Origin of the sequence: Chromobacterium sphagni (assembly GCF_001855555.1) — a bacterium.
GTDB classification, from domain to species: domain Bacteria; phylum Pseudomonadota; class Gammaproteobacteria; order Burkholderiales; family Chromobacteriaceae; genus Chromobacterium; species Chromobacterium sphagni.
Genome location: NZ_MKCT01000017.1, coordinates 181,190 through 199,174 on the forward strand (window position 1 = coordinate 181,190; position 17,985 = coordinate 199,174).

Here is a 17,985-nt window from a genome sequence, read left to right on the forward strand (position 1 = left end):
ATCTTGAAACCATCCCGGCAAGAGTCTGTGGTTACAGCTTATAGCGGGCAACTACTTTGTTCATTGTCTGCATGGCGTCATCCAGGGATTGCGCGGTGTCCGCAGTCTCTTTCGCCGCGGTGCTCGACTGGTTGGCCATCTGGGAGATCTTCTCCACCTGCCCGGCGATGGTGTTGCAGGCAATCGCCTGTTCCCTGATGGAGTCGGCGATCTCGCCCACCATCTGCAGCGCGGTATTGGACGATTTGCCAATTTCGCCGATGGCTGCCATGGCTTCGTCGGCGCGGATCACGCCGGATTCAACCAACTGCTGGGTTTCGCTCATGCGAGAGGTGGTCTTGCGCGAGGTGTCGGTGACGCCGCGGATCACCTGGTCGATCTCGCTGGTGAGGGTGGCGGTGCGTTCCGCCAGCTTGCGCACCTCATCCGCCACCACGGCGAAGCCGCGGCCGGTTTCGCCGGCCCTGGCCGCCTCAATGGCGGCGTTGAGCGCCAAAAGATTGGTTTGTTCGGCAATGTCCTTGATGCTGCTGACCGAACTGGCAATCCTGCCATTTTGCTCTTCCAGCTCGGTCAGGCTGTTGCTGGCATGGCCAACGGTGCTTGAGATGGAACGAATTTCTTCCGCGGTCTTGGCGATCACCTGCTGGCCATTGCCGGCATGGCGAGTGGCTTCGCCAGTTTGGACATTGCTGTGCTCGGCGCGGTCGCCCACATGATTGATGCTGACAGTCAGCTGCTCCATGGTGGCGGCGATGGCGGCGGAGGCCTCGTTCTGTTGCTGGGCGGCGGTCAGCACATTGCCGGCGGTGCGGGCGAGGTCCGAGGTGTAGCCGGACACCTTGCCGCAGTTTTCCGAGATATGGCTCAGGCTGCGGCGCAGGCGGTCCATCAACTGGTTGAAGGTGGTGGCGGTATTGCCGATTTCGTCATTGGGGTTGTGCACTCTCACTTGCAGCGTGAAGTCCAGCTTTTCGCCTATCTGGTTCATCACGTTGTTGAGTTCGTTCAGCGGCCGGGTGATGGACAGAAAGCTGCGCGCGCCGATGAAGCCCAGCAGCAGCGTGAGGAGAAGGGTGGCGCCGATGCTGATATTGCGCGATGAGTCGATCAGGGATTGGGCATCGGCCACCTCCTTGTTGACATAGCGCTGGTTGTAGTCGATGTGCGCCACAATCGCCTGGCGCAGCTCGTTGCCGACAGGAGTCACCTTGTTTGCCCTGATCTTGCGCGCGCCATCCATGTCGCTGTGCTCTGCTGCCGCCAGCATGGGTTGCAGCGCGGTGTAATACTTGTCCAGCAACTGGGCATCGTTGCGGTAGAGACCGCGGTCCACATCGTCGTTGATCATCTTGTCGTACTCGGCCAGAGCCGCTTTGGCGCCCTGGTATTCCTTTTCGACGTTGGCTTTGGCTATGGCCTGGTCGGCCGGGTTCACCGAGGTCAAGTCCTGCAGGCCAGCCAGGCGCAGCGAGGAGACGGCATTGCTGAACTTGTCCATGGCGGTCAGGCTGGGATAGTCGTTGGTGGCGAAGTTGGTGGCGGTGGTAGCCAGTTTTGATTGGACGTAAAGGCTGAACGAACTGATGCCTATCAAGGCCAGGATGGAAAGCAGAATGAGCAGCAAGATTTTTTTGGATACGGTCATGGCATTTGACTCCGTCTTTGTCGAGCATGGTATTCTATTTTTCTAGTCCATGAATGGATGGGCGGCAATTGCCATTTTGGTTAATAAACTAATCCTAAATGGGGACCTGACTGGTAATTCTACTTATGCAGAGCGATATTTTGGCCATTTATTCGATGGGGGATAACTGTCTTGGCGGAGTGGAATTTAAGGGGAATTTTTTTAATTTTCCAGATGGTTTTTATCAACTGGCTTATGAATACTCAGAATGACGAACCGCGGCGAGGATATTGCTTTCCCGCAATTCATTCGATGGTTTCTTGAAAAGAATTTCTGCGGCACTCCCCGATTTCATCAAGCAGCGCAGCCTGGTTCCTCAGACGCAGGGCGTCGCAGCCCTGCCTCCTGTTGATTCCGCAGCGCCACAGCGCTTGGTTTTCTTGCCGAGGCGCGGCCATCTTTCTGCACTGCACATTTTCCATTTTTTTCTGCATTATTTGCTTTTGGCATGTCTGATCAATTTCGGAGGCGTGGGTTTGATTGGGTTTTGACTGCGATAAGCAAGCCTACGCCTTTGATCGCTGTGCGGATCGCAGTCTGCGCGGATGCGCGCATTCGGGTAGCAAGAGCCAGGCCATGGCGGAGTCGGCCTTTTCCAATTCAGTACGGTTTTGTCCGCCTGCCGTTTTCTCAATTTGGCAGGCCGCCATTGCCGTTTTCCGGCTTGTCGACAAACGCCGCCTGGGGGGCTAAGGCTTTTTATCGGCCTGAATCGCATCCGGCAGCGCCGCGCGCATCACTTCGACAAAACAGCGCAGCCGCGCCGGATAAAAGCGACTGTAGGGATAAACCAGGCTGACAGGCAGCGCAGAGGCCTGCCAGGCCGGCGCCAGTTGGACCAGGCGTCCGGCCGCCAGATCCTCGGCCATCACCCATGCCGAGCCCGCTCCCACGCCCAGCCCCATCGCGGCCGCGCTCCTCAGCGCATACAAGCTGTCGGTGCTCATGCGCGGCTCTATTGGAATGCGCGCCTCCTCGCCGCTGTCTATCCGGCGCAGCCTGATTTCGTGGCGGTAATAGGTTCGCAACGCCAGCCACGGCAGGCCGGCCAGCTGGGCGGGACTTTGCGGAATGACGCCGTCCGGCAGCAGCGACGGCGACGCCACCACGATGCGCGGCACTTCCGCCAGCTTGATGGCCACTAGCGACGAGTCGGTCACCTCGCCCACCTGGATGGCGCAGTCGATGCCGGCGGCGATGAAATCCTGGATCGAGCTGTCGTCGTGCAGCAGCCATTCCACCTTCATGCGCGGATAGCGCCGCAGATAGTCGGCCAGGGGATGGATCAGCCGCTCCTGGCCAAAGGCATGCGGCGCCACCACGCGCAAGATTCCTTCCGGTTCTTCGCGGGCGCCTCTCAGATCGGACTCGAAGGCCGCCCAGTTGGCCAGCAATTCCTTGGCGCGGGCAAAGCAACGCTCGCCGTCGTCGGTCAGCCGCATGCTGTGGGTGGAGCGTTGCAACAATTTCATCCCCAGCGACTTTTCCAGGGTCTGCAGCCGGCGGCTGATCGTTGGTTGCGTGGTGCCCAGTTGTTGGGCGGCCGCTGACAGATTGCCGGCTTCGACGATGCGGACGAAAGTCTGCATCAGTTCCAGGCGGTCGCCGGCATTGGCCGGTAGGCTAGCGCTCTGTTGCGGGCGCAGATCGGCGATTACGGGTTTTTTCATACGTAAAATGTATAACAAATCTACGTGTCGGCCTACTACCCTTTACCCACGGCGGAATGCAAACTCCATGCACTTGTTAACTGGGGCACGCCGCCATGACTTCCATCCAAAAATTGCATGACCAAGTTTCTGCCGCCACTTCCGCCGGTACCGGCCAGCCAGGCAGGGCGCTGACTTTTCTGCTGGCGGCCGGAGCCGGATTGTCGGTGGCTTCGCTGTACTACAGCCAGCCGATGCTGGGCATCCTGGCTGCCGATATCGGCGCCAGCAGTCGGGCGATAGGCTTTGTGCCGACGCTGACCCAGCTTGGCTACGCGCTGGGGATTCTGTTGCTGGCGCCGCTGGGCGACCGCCACGACCGGCGCGCCATCATTCTGCTGAAGTCGGTGCTGCTGGTGCTGGCTCTGCTGGCTTGCAGCCTGGCGCCTTCGCTGGCTTGCCTGCTGGCCGCCAGCCTAGCCATCGGCCTGACCGCCACGGTCGCTCAGGACATTGTGCCGGCGGCGGCCAGCCTGGCGCATGAGCAGCGCCGGGGCAAGGTGGTGGGCACGGTGATGACCGGCCTGCTGATGGGGATTCTGCTGTCCCGCGTGGTGAGCGGACTGGTGGCCGAGCATTGGGGCTGGCGCAGCATGTTCATGCTCGCCGCCGCAGGGGTGGCGCTGATCGGCGTTTCGGCATGGCGTTGGCTGCCGAAGTTTGCCCCGACCACCACGCTGCCATATCGACAATTGCTGGTTTCGTTGTGGGATTTGCTGCGTCGGCACGCCAACCTGCGCCAGGCGGCGCTTGCCCAGGGCTTGCTGTCGATGGGATTCAGCGCTTTCTGGTCGACGCTGGCGGTGATGCTGCATGCCGCGCCTTTCCATCTGGGCAGCGCCGCCGCCGGCGCGTTCGGCCTGGCCGGCGCCGCCGGGGCGCTTGCCGCGCCGATGGCCGGGCATCTGGCCGACCGCCGCGGTCCGGCGGTGGTGGCACGGCTGGGAGCGGGCCTGACCGCGCTTTCTTTCGCCGCCATGTGTCTGGCGCCGATGCTCAGTCTAGCTGCGCAGTTGTGGCTGCTTGGCATTGGCACCATCGGTTTCGATCTGGGCGTGCAGGCTTCGCTGATCGCGCATCAGACCATCGTCTACGGCATCGAGCCCGGCGCCCGCAGTCGCCTGAATGCCGTGCTGTTTGTCAGCATCTTCATCGGCATGGCCGCCGGCGCGGTTTGCGGCAGCTTGCTGCTGGCCCAGTGGGGCTGGCTTGCCGTCACCGCAGTGGCCGCTCTGCTGGCGCTGGCAGCCCTGGCGGTACGGATGGGGCGGTGGAAATAAACCGGTACCGCAATTAAATAAACCCGGCCAATCCGGCCGGGCTTTGCCTTGCGCACGCGATGGTGTTCGCCGGTTACGCGGGCAATTCCAGCCCGTAGATGATGAAGCCTTTGTTCTCCGCCACCTTGTCGTAAAGCGCGCGCGCCGTCTGGTTGGTTTCATGGGTCTGCCAGTAGACCCGATTGCATTGTCGCGCGGTGGCTTGCTGGTAGACCGCCTTGATCAGCGCGCGCGCCACGCCTTGCCCTCGGGCTTCCGGCACGGTGAACAAATCCTGCAGATAACAGACATCGGCCAGCCGCGTGGTACTGCGGTGAATGACGGTATGGACGAGGCCGATGATCCGCCCCTGATGTTCGGCCACCAGCGCGTTGACTGGCTCCGCGTCATCATGAAAGCGCGCCCAGGTCTGCCGGGTAATCTCTTCCGACAGCGCCGTCTCGCCGCTCCTGCCGTAAAACGCGTTATAGCCATCCCACAGCGGTCGCCAGGCTTGGTAATCGTTCTGTTCCGCTGGTCTGACAACAATATCCTTCCACATTCTGCACCTCTATCCATTGATGATGTTATACCCGCCTTGCGCAGGCGCGGCGGCGCACACTCCTGGCGGTAGCCGGGCTGCCATGCCGTTGCCGGCATGGCTTGACCGTGAATTGCGCTTAAGCCGGGTGGTGTCGAGTCGAATGGATCATTTTAATGCAAAAGACATAATGTGGAGCGCTAGCACACTGAAAAAGACCGACAGTCGCGGTTACAGCGCATCGCGTGTCTTGCGGCGCGGCAAGGCGTGGGAACGCCAATTCCGGATTCTCGGCTGGCGCAAGCGGTTTCGCCGGCGGAAAACTTGGGTAGGGAAGGAGAGCAGGGTTCAGGAAAAGCGCGGATGTGAGAGGGGGTGTTTTGCCGAGCGCGGGCGCGACCCGGAGGCCCGCCCGCGCCATGCCCTTATGCCAGGGTGAAGATCTGCGTGCCCAGGCTGCCGACTTGGATGACGCCGTCGCTATTGACGAAGGCGCGGGAGCCTTCGGCCAAAATGGTATTGTTGGTCAGGTAGGCGCCGTTCCAGCTGTCGACAATATTGTAGGCGCGGCCGTCCGGACGTTGGCTGCCGCCAAATGACAGGTTGAACGGCGCTACGCCATCCTTGCCTTGTCCCTTGTTGAAGACCCAGCCGTAATGGCCAACGTCGCCTTCGGTATGGAACGAACCGATAGGGCTGTAGTTCGCTTGATAGACCCCAGTGATTACGCCATTGGCCGGATTGGCCGAAGTGATCTTGAAGGTGAAATTCTTGTCTGCGGAAATATAATTCCCGGTTTGCGGTACGGACGACATGACTGATTCTCCTAAAACTACGACAGTGGTTGATTAGTAGAGAGCCCTGCCATCAATCTATAGTTGATGGAGTGAGAGTCGTGCCCTGCTAGGTCTTACAGTATCTATTTTCTATAAAACGTGATCCAAATTGGATGGCAAAGCAATGAGAAACAGCCAGGCCACCTCATGGTGGACTGGCTGTTTTTTACTGCGGCGGCTGGTTCGCCGTCCGGCTTGCCAAGGATGGCTAGTGTTGTTTCCGCCTTCGGGATTGCCGCGCGCTTGGCTAAACCTGAATCGCGCGCCGCCTTATCGAGCCTGCGGCAGCGGACCCTTGTTTCTGTCCCATACCGGCAGTTGGCCATAGACCACCAGATTGCCGTCCGCCTGCATGGCGAGGAAGGGATTGGGCGTGCCGGCAGTGCCGGACTGCCAAACCGGCCGGCCATTGGTGTAGATCACGAAGTTGCCGTCGGCCTGCATCCAGATGTCGGTTGCGCCCGACCCAGCCGTGCCGCTGGACCAGATAATCTGGCTGCCATTCTTGTACAGCACCAGGTTGCCATCGGTCTGGAAGATCAGAAAGTATTGGCCGACAGTGTAGCTGCTGCCCGGCGCGAAATGCGCCGGCGGCGTAAATTGCAGCGAGGGCAGATTTTGCATGGTGGCCGGGTCGCTGGTATGGCTGTCCCAGACGGGCTTCAGGCGATAAAACACCAGGTTGCCGTCGCTCTGCACATTGAGGAAGGTGCCTGCCCAGCCGGTGTTGAGCTGCCATGCCACCGCGCCGTTGGGGCGGTAGAGCACGAAATGGCCATCGGGCTGCATCATGGCGCGGATGGCGCCGCTGCCGACAGTGTTGCTAGCCCACAGCGCGCCGCTGGGGCCGTAAAACACCAGATTGCCGTCTGTCTGCAGAGTGAGGAAGTATTGTCCATTGTCCGAGTAGATCCGGTCGTTGAGGGACAGCGTTTGGCCGGAGGCCAAGGACTTGGCCTGGGCCGACAAGCCGAACAGCATCAAGCAGGCAGCCATCGCACACAATAGTTTCTTCATCGCATATTCCTTGTGGTTGGGTTGGTACCAGATGATTCACAGCTTTGCGATGCTACTGTTTATTATGAATAAATGACAATATCATTTTTGGTGGACTGTTATTTCGGCCATGTGGATTTTGACTTGTTCACACCCTCCAGCCCGGCTGGCAGGCTTAGCTAACCGCTGCCGATGAGCCGGGCCGGCAGGCGTTTAGTTGGCGCCGGGGCAGACGGTGCTTTGGCCGTTCAAGCCCTGTGTCTGGATGGAGAACGAGGCGCTGCGCTGGCTGCCGGAGCCGTTGATGGTGATGACGTAGATGCTGTCGAAGTCCGATCCGGACCAAGATGGAATATTGGCGGACTGCTTGAGATCGGCAAAAATCTGCTTGGCCAGCGTGACGATCTTCTTGTGTTCCCACGCGACGAACACGGTGGCGTTGGCGTAGCCGGCGCCGGTCAGCTTGGCGGCCAAGTCGGATGTCTGAGTGAAGCCGTAGCCGGTGTTGACCGGCATGCCCAGGCTGATTGCGGTGGGTTCTATCGTGGCCAGCGGGCGCACGTAGTAGTAGTTGCTGCCGGAGTCCGACACCTGGGTGGCGGGATCGGGCGCGAAGATGGCGTCCGGCGTGCCGAAGGCGCTGGTCAGCACCCTGGGCAGCGCCAGCGCGCGGTTCAGGCCCTGGCAAGTCAGTTGCCCCAGGCCCTGATCCGGCTTTTCGCCGTGGCGGATCATCACGATGGTTTCGGTGGCCGCATTGGCGTGGGCGGCCAGCAGCAGCAAGATTGCCGGCACGGTGCGGCGGGCCCGTGAAAAGAATGTGTTCATGCAGTTTCTCCTTGTTGGATGTGGGATATCGATGCGCGGCGCGCAACAGGGTTATAAAGCAAGACAATGTCATTATCGTGAATGGCGGGCGCGATGCTGCCAGAGACCGTTCTTGGCGCCAAGGCCGTGCAGCGGCCCAAGCAGCATGGCCGCGGTGCTGGCCTGCGGGCAAGCGCAGAGCGGCCAGGGCGCAGGTTGCGGCTAGCGGCGGTTGTGGCAGATCCTGGCGGATTTTGCGGCGTGAATGCGGCGGCGAGGCACCCGCATTCCGGGCGCGCCGCTGGCGCAAAGCCAGCAAAACGGGCGAGAGTTTGCTACATTTCTAAAGCAGGAGTGGTTTTCAATTTCAAGCAAACAGATGGTCGCAGCCGGCTGTGTGCAACCCCAGGGCCGCGACGGATACTCAGCGAAGAGTCCAGGCAGGCGAGATCATGGCAAGTACGACAGATCCCCCGAAACCCCAGCCCTCCAGGACAGTCCGACCGTCCGATTCCAGCCAGCAACTGACTTTGTCCGATTTCTTTCAGGTCCGCGACGATGGACTTTTCATCGCGCCCGGCGTCTTGGCTTCGGCTGGAGGCTGTCTCCAAGCGATCGATCAGCTGTTTGCGGCCGGCTTTTATCTATCCGGGCTCAATTACTCGCAGCTTTGCCACTATGCATACGACTTCGACCCGGCCAACGTCGGTTCCGCGCCGCCTCAACGCATCGCGCAGTCCATCCTGCCCTTCCCGGAAGAGCGGCGCTCGCTCTACCGCGGAGTTTCCGAGGTGGAAGGGGGCGCAGAGTACCTGTTCGAGCAGATTTACCTGACGCAGAGCGTCGAGGTGCCGGTCTACGGCAAGGACCAGGCTGGCCACGACATCATTGTCGGCAGCCGCGAAGAGGTTTACACCGCCCCGACCCAACTGCAGTTCGACGAACTGGTCGCTTATCTGTGGCAGCAGGGCGTGCGCTTCGGACTGAACGAAGCGGCGATCGGCGACATCCTCGCCCAGCGCAAGACCGGCCGCTACCGCATTGCCAGCCCGCGCCCGCCTGTTCCCGGGGTGGATGCCGGGGTGAAGGAGCAGACGACGGCGATGCATCGCGATGACCATCCACGCACGCTTGCCGATGGACGCGTCGATCTGACGCAGTTCCAGAACCGCTACCCGCAAATCAAAGCGAATACCGTGCTGCTGATGAAAACGCCGTGCATTCCCGGCCGGCCCGGACGCGCCATCGATGGCGGCCTCATCAGCGCGGCCGAAGCCCGGGACTTTGAGCTGGACACGCTGGGCGGCACCGGCACCGAGGTGCGGATAGACAAGGATGGCAATGAATGCATCGTCGCGGTCAATGACGGTTTCCTCAACATAGACAGCGCCACCAACCAGATATCGGTTGTCGACAAAATCATCAACCGCGACGGGGTCAGCGTCCGCACCACCGGCGATTTGGCGCTGCAGGGCGATGAGTACGAAGAGCATGGCGAAGTGCAGGAGCGCCGCACCGTCACCGGCAAGAACCTGACCATGTTCAACAATGTATACGGCACGGTTCGCTCAACCGGCGGACGCATCCTGCTGAAAGAGAATCTAGTGGGCGGCGTCTTGCTGAACGATGCCGGGCCGATCAGCGTGGAGGGCCTGGTATCCAATGCCCAAGTGCGCGCCGAGCATGGCGAGATAACGCTCAATCGCGCCGAAAATGCATTGGTGATCGCCCGCAAAGTGCGCATCGCCGAGGCAAGCTGCTGCGTCATTCTGGCCGAGGATGTCGATATCGAACGCGCGATGGGCTGCGCCATCGCGGCCAAACAGCTTCATATCGGCAAGGCTGGCGCGCGCGCGAATCAGGAAACGGCGATTTCCATCTTGCTGCCGGATTTGTCCGGTTTCACCCGCAAGCTAGAAGCCCTGCAAAAGCAAGAACAAGATTGCCTGCAAAAGATTGAAATCATGCAAAAAGCGCGGGCGGCGCTGGCTGAAACCGAGGAACTCAAGCGTTATTTCGGGCTGGCGGCCCGCCTCAAGAAAGGCGAACTGCAATTATCGGCGGAACAGCAAGCCAGCTGGAAACGCATGTCGGAACAGCTTGCGCCGAAACTCAAGCAACTCAGCCAGCTCAATGCCGGCTTGAAGTCTCTGCAGGACGCGCAATCCGCCATCGGCACCCAGACCGCAGAGCTGGACGCGGCGCGCGAAGCCGCCGAGGCCGGCATACGCTGCAAATTAGAAGAACTCACCGGCGAAACCATAGTCCGCGCCTTGACGCTGCCTGTCGAGGCTCCCGCTCTGGCCGCGCTCCCGCTGGATAAATTGCGGGCGCGTTTGCGCACGTCCGATGCCCAGACCGTGCAATTGTTTGCCGACCACGAAGGCTGCTTCACCTGGCGCTACACCACGCGCCGCGCAAACTGATAGCGATGCGGACCAATCGGCCTGGCGAGGTTGGCGCGCTTGACAGGGTTTGCCGCTCCCTGATCGGCAAGGTCAAGAAGCTACCCATCCGCGTCCGGTAATTCTTGATGCAGCTGGATGGCAGGTGGATGTGGCAAGCGTAGGGTGCAATACCCGGCCAGAAACATTCTGGTGAGGCAACCCTCGTGGCGGGCATTGTACCGCCTCGGTGTACCGCAACATCAAAAACAGCCTGCCGCTGGGAAGCGGGCAGGCTGTTGGCTTGTATAGCCCAGGGCTTACAGCACGCGGGTGAGCAGCGTCAGCGACTCGCCCATGCGTTTGTCCAGCGGCGCCAGCAACTCCGTGATGCGGCTGGATGGCAAGCGGACGTCGTAAGAGTAGGGTGCAATACCCGGCTTGAAACGATTGGATGTAACTACCTTCCAGCCGGGCATTGCACCGCCTTGGCATTCCGCGAAATCAAAAACAGCCTGCCGCTGGGATGCGGACAGGCTGTTGGCTTTTATGGAACGCGGCTTACAAAACGCGGGTGAGCAGAGTCAGCGATTCGCCCATGCGTTTGTCCAGTGGCTCTAGCAACTCCGTGATGCGGCTGGATGGCAGGCGCACGTCGTAAGAGTAGGGTGCAATACCCGGCTTGAAACGATTGGATGTAACTACCTTCCAGCCGGGCATTGCACCGCCTTGGCATTCCGCGAAATCAAAAATAGCCTGCCGCTGGGAAGCGGACAGGCTGTTGGCTTTTATGGAACGCGGCTTACAAAACGCGGGTGAGCAGAGTCAGCGATTCGCCCATGCGTTTATCCAGCGGCTCCAGCAATTCCTTGATGCGGCTGGACGGCAGGCGGACGTCGTCGCCCAGGCAAGCGAGCAGATCAATCACCGATTGCAAACCCAACTGGCCGTGGGCGAGGTGGCAGATGGACTCCACCACCGCCTGCTCGATGTCGCGGCACAGATGCGCCACGCGCGCGGCCGGCTCTCTTACCTTTGCTTGGTCCTTGCCGGTCAATTGCTCCTGCAAGGCGGCGAAGGCTTCATGCAGCCGGGTCATGGCCAGCAGGCTGGGCGGATGGGTGGGGACTTGATTGTGCAGCAGCCAGCGGCTGCGGGCGGGGTGATGGTTGTTCAGGGAAAGCGCGAGGCGCGGGGAACTGCGGGTGATGCTAGGCATGGCAAAACCCTCATTCTGATTGAGCGTTGTCGTGGATGGTTGGAACGCTTTGGATGTGGTCAAGGCAGAGCGGCAGCGGCAAAGCGCTGTAGATCAAGGAATGGGAATTTTCTGCATAAGCACCTCCATGTGTGGCTGGCAAAGCAGGACATAGCACATAATGAGTGTCATGGAGATATCAATAACTATCAAAAAGTCACTTATAGTTAACATTTTGCAAATCATAACGTGTGGCTTGAGCGCTGGCAAGCGCTGATGCTATCGGGGTATGGAAAACACAACGAAACCCTTAACCGCCCGCGCGGTTTTCGCCCGCAACCTGCGGATTGCCAGACGCCTGCAGGATGTGTCGCAGGAGGCATTGGCTTTGCAGGCGGGAATGAGCAGAACCTATGTTTCGGAGATCGAGCGTGGCGAGCGCAATGTCTCCATCGACAACATGGGCGCACTGGCTGACGCCTTGGGCGTGGCGCTGAGAGACTTGGTAGACCCGGAGATGTTTGGCGGGCTGCTGGACAAGGCGAATAAATAGTCGTGCAAGGTGTGTAACTTGTAAGGCTTGGCTAGTCCGCTGCTATGTTTAGTTATTAACTAAGAGATATTTAAAAGTAATGCTCAATCCCCTTGAGGAGCTTGTTGGCCTTGAGTCTAAAATTGATATCGCTCGTAATTGTGGTTGTGTGCGGTTATTCGAAACTTATTCGCTGAGCCAGATAAATGAGCTAGGTTGGTTGTTTAATCAGTTTCCAATGCATGGAATTAACTCATCAGTTCAATTGCATAAAATTGGTGAAGTCGAGGCCAAGGAGCAGTTTGTTTATCTAATGACCCATGATATGGCTCATTCAATAGATTTAATGTCTATGAAGATGGCAGAATTTTTTTGGAGAAAAATTTTAAGTAGAATAATTGATCCTGCTGGATTCTTAACGAATACAAAAGGAATGCATAATTTTAATTGGGCAGGAGGCTATGATCCTGCAACAAATTCAACATTCGATAGCTGTTTGATTATAAAAAATAATCTAAAGGCTTTAGTTGTGGTGATTGAGGATGAGGATTAGATGGAAAATCTTTATCGTTCCATAACGGTTCATGGTTGTATAGTTTTTCCGTTTCAGTAGAACCGAACCGACTTGCCCCTATCCCATCAGCGCAAGCCGACTCCGAAGCTATTTTCAAGGTTTTAAGACGCCGGTTGTTCGACGCCGCGCGACGCTCGCGCGCGGCTAGTTCCGGCGGCTCCTTGAAAATAGCTTTGGGGCGGGGTTTCGCAGCGCTGTTGGGTCGCCTTTACTTTCGTCCATTTCTTTTGGCGAAGCAAAAGAAATAGACCCGTCCTGCCGGGCGGAACCGGCACTAAAATATCTGTCCGCGGAGCGGACACAAAACCAATCTGTATTGCTCGGTAAACGTTGGGATTTTCGTGGTTAAGCTCAACGGGTCTATTCAATTTTATTTTTCCAACTCTTGCAAAATAAATCGTCCGCGTTCAGCTAGAGATGGGGAAGAGTCTGATGCCAGTTGTTCCGCAAGAGGAAAGGCTGCATCGCCGAGTCTGTCTAGATTGAAAATAAGAATTTCGCCAGCTACGCGCCTGACTATTGGCGAACGATCGACAGCAGCGGACTGTAATGTCTCCAAGAATGGCGTCACGACAGTTAAGGCTCGATTACATAGTATGGGATTGAATCGTCCTTTTCCGTAGCGCTGATCAATCCATTGCCATTCTCTGCCTGCACACCAAGTAATCTTTCCTTCCAGTAAATAGCGATAGGCTTTTGCTCGAACAGATGGTTGTAAGGCTTTTTTCGAAATATCGTTGAGGTGAAAATCAAATATATCCCTGCGGCCTAACTGTGTTAGTACAGATGCCATTGGGCCTGATGTGGCTGACATGATTTTTTCTTTGAGAGATTCGCTCACCTGATTGATAGAGGCAATTTCCAATAAAACTTGCCTATCTTCCTCTTCTATGCGTCCCCAAGAGACCCAGTGCGGCAAGGTGGCACATAGAACTTCTGCGACAAATTCTGGATTTGTATTTTCTGCGATAGCGGACAGTCTTTCACGGGCCGCCTCTCTAACCTTGGGAGCCCAGTCATTAAGCCGACGCATGGCAATGGCAAAGAAAAAAGCATTGGGGGCGGGGCCAAGTGTAGCGCGTAAAGCTTTTTCTCGCTGAAACCCACTTCCGTGACATAGATCCAACCAGCTTAAAGGACGGCTAATTGGTTTTTCAGCACTTGAGTGAGGTGTCGTGGGTGTTTCGATTATTTCAGAGAAGCCCCAGCGGATAGTTCGCTCTAACCTCTCCAGGTTTGTTAGTGAGAGCTTGAATGTTGCAGTAATCAGTATCGAAATGTCGATCTGGCTGGTTCCATCTGAGGAGGTAGACTGGGAAAGCTTCCTTATTATGGATAGCAATTCTTTTTCATGGTTTTTTAGAGGGGCAATTGGAATGTCATCATTGTAAAACAATGTGGGGATGCTGTCTGAGAGACTGTTGCGAGATTTGAATAATGTTAATCCTAATATTTTACAGAGAATATATTTGAGAATAATATTTCCTCTCTTTGTGAGCTTTTAGTATTAATTCGCGCGGCCATGCCTATTGGCTGAGTCGAACCGACATATCTATGTTTATCAGTTCAAGCTGGTCTCGGAAGCTAGCTCAAGATTTTAAAGTATCAGTTACTCGGCGCTGCGTGGAATGGAGATTTAGTAGTTTTCCACGGACAGAGGGCGTACTTGCATGTCTTGTGTGTAAATTTTAAGATTTGTATAACTTAGACTTGTCAGTATATAGTTAAATTTAAATAAAAATGCTTCCTGTCATGGAAGCATCTCAAGAGGCACTTTATTAGCTAATGAAAGTATCAGTGCTAACACCAAAACGTTCTGCTAAGTTTTTCACTTGGCGCAAGTTGAGTTCACGGTGACCGTTTAATATTTCAGATACTACACCTTGGCTTCCAATTTCAGGTAGATCACCTTGGCAGAGTCCATGCTCTTGCATAAGAAAGCGAAGAGCATCAACTCCTGAAGCTTCGGGAATTGGATGATGCTCAGTTTCATAGCAATGCACAAGCTCACTCATTAACTCGGCAAGCTCCCACAGTGGGTGGTTTTCGTCGCCATTAATACTGGTTAGAGATTCTTCGAGTTTTGATAGCATTGATTCGTAGTGCTGCTCATCTCGAATCGGACCGATTTGAGTTTCTTTGGCAAAAACTTCCCACGCGGTTTGAATTTTTTTAAGGTAGGCGCTCATGATTTCCAGCCTCCTTGGTCATATTCTCTATGAGTTAAAATATGCTTTACGTATAGCGTTTGTTTTTTAAACATGATAAATGCGATGAGTCTATACTTGTTGCCTCCAATGTTGAAAACATAAAGTTCATCTACTTTATCGACACTATTGAAGGTGTTCTTAAGTTCAGAATGGTTTGCAAATGAGTTCTTCTCGATGATGCGCCGCCATGCTTGCAATTGGATGCGTGCACTCGGATGATGAGTTGAAAAATCGAGCAGTTTTTTGTTGCTGATCAGGCGCATGGCGTCATCGTATCTCAAGTTGAGATATTTGCAAGGAGTCTTGTGATCATAGCGGAAGGTACGCATGAATGCACTCACCAGATGCACCCATTGTTACTTGATTGTCGTACTGAGTGTGGCCGTAGTCACAGACACTGACAGCCTAGTGCTGACCTGCAAGGTTTCTGTTGAGTATGGGGCAGGGGGATAGAAAAAGCCGCCCACCTTGCAGTGAGCGGCTTTCTCTTTAGCCCAATGTAAGCTTGCTAAAGCTTACTCCGGACGCATCTGCGGGAACAAGATCACATCCCGAATCGACGGCGCATCCGTCAACAACATCACCAAACGGTCGATGCCGATGCCGCAACCGCCGGTCGGCGGCAGGCCGTATTCCATCGCGCGGATGTAGTCGGCGTCGTAGTGCATCGCCTCGTCGTCGCCGGCGTCCTTCTGGGCGACTTGCGCCTGGAAGCGCGCGGCCTGGTCTTCCGGATCGTTCAACTCCGAGTAGCCGTTGGCGTGCTCGCGGCCGACGATGAACAGCTCGAAACGCTCCGTCAGGCCCGGCTGGGTGTCGGAGCCGCGAGCCAGCGGGGAGACTTCAACCGGGTAGTCGACGATGAAGGTCGGGTTCCACAGCAGCGATTCGGCGCATTCTTCGAACAGCGCCAGCTGCAGGCTGCCCAGGCCGGGCGCCGGCGGCAGTTTGCCGCCCAGGCGCTTGACCTCGCTGGCCACCCAGGCGGAGTCGGACAGCTACGCGTCGGTGTATTGCGGGTTGTAGTACTTGATCGCTTCTATGGAGTGGTCGGGAAGAGGTTTAGACTATTGTCTAACCATAGGCGGTATGGCGTATGCGATAATGACGAGCACACCATAGTTTGGCGGCCGGGGGTTACTCCTACTAAAACCGGTTGTCCGTGGCCGGCGCATTCCAATACATTCAGCTATTTTGAGGCGACGTTTGATCAGCTGAGCGAATAACAATATTTTTCCGAGAACACTATGCTAGATGCTTTAAACTATTTCTTTGAACAAAGAAAATTTACTCGATTCTGGTTTAGCTTTGGGGGCCGTATTTCTCGATGGCCATTTTTGCTTGGCCTGTTGGGGCTCTTTGTGGCCTTTTCAACTTTTACTGCAGTGTTGATACCGTTGCTGTATTCAATCTCCCCAGTTTTGATGCTTTTGGTATATCCATTCATTGGTATTTTCATGTGGAGTTTTTTTACACTGAAAATCAAGCGCTGGCATGATATGGATAGAAGCGGCTTTTATGTGCTTTTGAATCTTATTCCAGCATTTGGGGTTTTCTTCTTTTTGGCGATACTGGTCATTCCCGGTACTCTAGGTAAAAATAGATTCGGTTAAATTTGATTGGCGACATGAGATAGGAGATAGACCGCGTTTAAAGGCTGAAAAAAAGCCGCCCACCTTGCAGTGAGCGGCTTTCTCATCAGCCCAGTGTCTGGACTAAATCTTACTCCGGACGCATCTGCGGGAACAAGATCACATCCCGAATCGACGGCGCATCCGTCAACAACATCACCAAACGGTCGATGCCGATGCCACACCCGCCGGTCGGCGGCAGGCCGTATTCCATCGCGCGGATGTAGTCGGCGTCGTAGTGCATCGCCTCGTCGTCGCCGGCGTCCTTTTGGGCCACCTGAGACATGAAGCGCGCGGCCTGGTCTTCCGGGTCGTTCAACTCCGAGTAGCCGTTGGCGTGCTCGCGGCCGACGATGAACAGCTCGAAACGCTCCGTCAGGCCCGGCTGGGTGTCGGAGCCGCGAGCCAGCGGGGAGACTTCAACCGGGTAGTCGACGATGAAGGTCGGGTTCCACAGCAGCGATTCCGCGCATTCCTCAAACAGCGCCAGCTGCAGGCTGCCCAGGCCCGGCGCCGGCGGCAGTTTGCCGCCCAGGCGCTTGATCTCGCTGGCTACCCAGGCGGAGTCGGACAGTTGTTCGTCGGTGTATTGCGGGTTGTAGTGCTTGATCGCGCCGACGATGGTGAAGCGGTCGAACGGCTTGCCCAAGTCCACTTCCTTGCCCTGGTAGGACACGGTGGTAGAGCCGCAGGACACCAGCGCGCACTGGCGGATGATGGTTTCTGTCATCTCCATCATGCGCTGGTAGTCGCTGTAGGCTTCGTAGAACTCGATCATGGTGAACTCGGGGTTGTGGCGCGTGCTCATCCCCTCGTTGCGGAAGTTGCGGTTGATCTCGAACACGCGCTCCAGGCCGCCCACCACCAGGCGCTTCAGGTACAGCTCCGGAGCCACGCGCAGGTAGAGCGGCATGTCCAGCGCGTTGTGGTGGGTGACGAACGGCTTGGCGGTGGCGCCGCCCGGGATGGGGTGCATCATCGGGGTTTCCACTTCCAGATAGCCTTCGCCCACCATCACGTCGCGGATCTTCTGCACGATCCTGGAGCGCTTGATGAAGGTTGCGCGGCTTTCCTCGCTCATGATCAGGTCGGCGTAGCGCTGGCGGTATTTCTGTTCCTGATCGGTCATGCCGTGGAATTTTTCCGGCAGCGGACGGATGTTCTTCGACAACAGGCGCACTTCGGTGGCCTGCACGGTCAGTTCGCCAGTCTTGGTTTTGAACAGCAGGCCCTTGACGGCGATGATGTCGCCCATGTCCCAGCGCTTGAAGTCGGCGTAGATGTCCTCGCCGACGTTGTCGCGGGAGATGAAGGCCTGGATGCGGCCGCTGACATCCTGCATGGTGGCGAAGCTGGCTTTGCCCATCACACGTTTAAGCATCATGCGGCCGGCGACGGCGACTTCGATTTTCTCGGCTTCCAGCGCTTCGGCTTCTTTAGCGGCGTGGTCGTCCTGCAGCGGTTTGGCAAAGTGGCTGCGTTTGAAGTCGTTGGGGTAGGCGATCCCTTTTTCGCGGATCGCCTGCAGTTTCAGGCGGCGTTCCGCCATGATCTGGTTTTCGTCTTGGCTTTGCGCCTGTGCTTGTTCGTGATCAGACATGATGACTCCGTGCCGGGTTGG

Annotated in this window: 19 protein-coding genes and 1 pseudogene; 5 read left to right on the forward strand and 15 right to left on the reverse strand. The window is 56.9% G+C overall.

What is annotated here, in order from left to right; translation table 11 throughout:
• Positions 1 to 31: 31 nt before the first annotated feature.
• From BI344_RS09125 to BI344_RS09135, 3 genes are all read right to left on the reverse strand, one after another.
• Complete coding sequence (locus BI344_RS09125; RefSeq protein ID WP_071112639.1) at positions 32 to 1,648, reverse strand: methyl-accepting chemotaxis protein; 1,617 nt, start codon at positions 1,646 to 1,648, stop codon at positions 32 to 34.
• A gap of 284 nt (positions 1,649 to 1,932) precedes the next feature.
• Positions 1,933 to 2,121, reverse strand: a complete 189-nt coding sequence (locus BI344_RS24785) for a hypothetical protein (protein ID WP_071112640.1) — start codon at positions 2,119 to 2,121, stop codon at positions 1,933 to 1,935.
• A 255-nt stretch (positions 2,122 to 2,376) separates the two neighbouring features.
• Positions 2,377 to 3,357: a LysR family transcriptional regulator gene (locus tag BI344_RS09135; protein WP_071112641.1), complete on the reverse strand. Its 981-nt coding sequence runs from the start codon at positions 3,355 to 3,357 to the stop codon at positions 2,377 to 2,379.
• Between the two features lie 95 nt (positions 3,358 to 3,452).
• Here BI344_RS09135 and BI344_RS09140 point away from each other — a divergent pair, with 95 nt between their 5' ends.
• Positions 3,453 to 4,676 carry an MFS transporter gene (locus BI344_RS09140; RefSeq protein WP_071112642.1) on the forward strand — a complete coding sequence of 408 codons (1,224 nt, stop codon included), beginning with the start codon at positions 3,453 to 3,455 and terminating at the stop codon, positions 4,674 to 4,676.
• A 73-nt stretch (positions 4,677 to 4,749) separates the two neighbouring features.
• Here the strand turns inward: BI344_RS09140 and BI344_RS09145 are convergent, their stop codons facing one another.
• The 4 genes from BI344_RS09145 to BI344_RS09160 form a co-directional block, all read right to left on the reverse strand.
• The gene (locus tag BI344_RS09145) at positions 4,750 to 5,217 is read right to left on the reverse strand and encodes a GNAT family N-acetyltransferase (protein ID WP_071112643.1); all 468 of its coding nucleotides are present in this window, start codon (positions 5,215 to 5,217) and stop codon (positions 4,750 to 4,752) included.
• A gap of 404 nt (positions 5,218 to 5,621) precedes the next feature.
• The gene (locus BI344_RS09150) at positions 5,622 to 6,011 is read right to left on the reverse strand and encodes a hypothetical protein (protein ID WP_071112644.1); all 390 of its coding nucleotides are present in this window, start codon (positions 6,009 to 6,011) and stop codon (positions 5,622 to 5,624) included.
• A 291-nt stretch (positions 6,012 to 6,302) separates the two neighbouring features.
• Positions 6,303 to 7,049, reverse strand: a complete 747-nt coding sequence (locus BI344_RS09155) for a hypothetical protein (protein ID WP_083370140.1) — start codon at positions 7,047 to 7,049, stop codon at positions 6,303 to 6,305.
• A gap of 192 nt (positions 7,050 to 7,241) precedes the next feature.
• Positions 7,242 to 7,856, reverse strand: a complete 615-nt coding sequence (locus tag BI344_RS09160; protein WP_071112646.1) for a histidine phosphatase family protein — start codon at positions 7,854 to 7,856, stop codon at positions 7,242 to 7,244.
• A gap of 509 nt (positions 7,857 to 8,365) precedes the next feature.
• On the opposite strand from BI344_RS09160, the gene BI344_RS09165 reads away from it, so the two are divergent.
• Positions 8,366 to 10,261 carry a flagellar assembly protein A gene (locus BI344_RS09165; protein WP_071112647.1) on the forward strand — a complete coding sequence of 632 codons (1,896 nt, stop codon included), beginning with the start codon at positions 8,366 to 8,368 and terminating at the stop codon, positions 10,259 to 10,261.
• 278 nt (positions 10,262 to 10,539) lie between these two features.
• Here BI344_RS09165 and BI344_RS25185 read toward each other — a convergent pair whose 3' ends face one another.
• The 3 genes from BI344_RS25185 to BI344_RS09170 all read right to left on the reverse strand — a co-directional run bounded on the left by BI344_RS25185 (position 10,540) and on the right by BI344_RS09170 (position 11,438).
• Positions 10,540 to 10,698: a DUF1484 family protein gene (locus BI344_RS25185; RefSeq protein WP_239690868.1), complete on the reverse strand. Its 159-nt coding sequence runs from the start codon at positions 10,696 to 10,698 to the stop codon at positions 10,540 to 10,542.
• 82 nt (positions 10,699 to 10,780) lie between these two features.
• Positions 10,781 to 10,939: a DUF1484 family protein gene (locus tag BI344_RS26100; protein WP_420912601.1), complete on the reverse strand. Its 159-nt coding sequence runs from the start codon at positions 10,937 to 10,939 to the stop codon at positions 10,781 to 10,783.
• Positions 10,940 to 11,021: 82 nt separating this feature from the next.
• On the reverse strand, positions 11,022 to 11,438 hold the full coding sequence (locus tag BI344_RS09170) for a DUF1484 domain-containing protein (protein WP_071112648.1): 417 nt from the start codon (positions 11,436 to 11,438) through the stop codon (positions 11,022 to 11,024).
• A 268-nt stretch (positions 11,439 to 11,706) separates the two neighbouring features.
• Between BI344_RS09170 and BI344_RS09175 the strand changes: the two genes are divergently transcribed.
• The gene (locus BI344_RS09175; protein WP_071112649.1) at positions 11,707 to 11,970 is read left to right on the forward strand and encodes a helix-turn-helix domain-containing protein; all 264 of its coding nucleotides are present in this window, start codon (positions 11,707 to 11,709) and stop codon (positions 11,968 to 11,970) included.
• A gap of 79 nt (positions 11,971 to 12,049) precedes the next feature.
• Entirely contained in the window at positions 12,050 to 12,502 is a 453-nt protein-coding gene (locus BI344_RS22800) for a hypothetical protein (protein WP_083370142.1), read from the forward strand.
• A 391-nt stretch (positions 12,503 to 12,893) separates the two neighbouring features.
• Here BI344_RS22800 and BI344_RS23805 read toward each other — a convergent pair whose 3' ends face one another.
• The 4 genes and pseudogenes from BI344_RS23805 to BI344_RS09180 form a co-directional block, all read right to left on the reverse strand.
• Positions 12,894 to 13,919: a hypothetical protein gene (locus BI344_RS23805; protein ID WP_139166936.1), complete on the reverse strand. Its 1,026-nt coding sequence runs from the start codon at positions 13,917 to 13,919 to the stop codon at positions 12,894 to 12,896.
• 382 nt (positions 13,920 to 14,301) lie between these two features.
• Positions 14,302 to 14,712 carry a helix-turn-helix domain-containing protein gene (locus BI344_RS22805; RefSeq protein WP_083370143.1) on the reverse strand — a complete coding sequence of 137 codons (411 nt, stop codon included), beginning with the start codon at positions 14,710 to 14,712 and terminating at the stop codon, positions 14,302 to 14,304.
• Complete coding sequence (locus BI344_RS22810; RefSeq protein ID WP_206600353.1) at positions 14,709 to 15,062, reverse strand: type II toxin-antitoxin system HigB family toxin; 354 nt, start codon at positions 15,060 to 15,062, stop codon at positions 14,709 to 14,711. Before BI344_RS22810 ends, BI344_RS22805 begins: the two co-directional genes overlap by 4 nt.
• 186 nt (positions 15,063 to 15,248) lie before the next feature.
• Positions 15,249 to 15,776 (reverse strand): annotated as a pseudogene (locus BI344_RS09180) (amino acid--tRNA ligase-related protein); the annotation flags it as partial.
• Positions 15,777 to 15,980: 204 nt separating this feature from the next.
• On the opposite strand from BI344_RS09180, the gene BI344_RS22815 reads away from it, so the two are divergent.
• On the forward strand, positions 15,981 to 16,346 hold the full coding sequence (locus BI344_RS22815; protein ID WP_083370144.1) for a DUF805 domain-containing protein: 366 nt from the start codon (positions 15,981 to 15,983) through the stop codon (positions 16,344 to 16,346).
• Positions 16,347 to 16,455: 109 nt separating this feature from the next.
• Here the strand turns inward: BI344_RS22815 and lysS are convergent, their stop codons facing one another.
• A complete protein-coding gene (gene lysS, locus BI344_RS09185) occupies positions 16,456 to 17,964 on the reverse strand; it encodes a lysine--tRNA ligase (RefSeq protein ID WP_071112651.1) in 1,509 nt (502 codons plus the stop codon).
• Between the last annotated feature and the right edge of the window lie 21 nt (positions 17,965 to 17,985).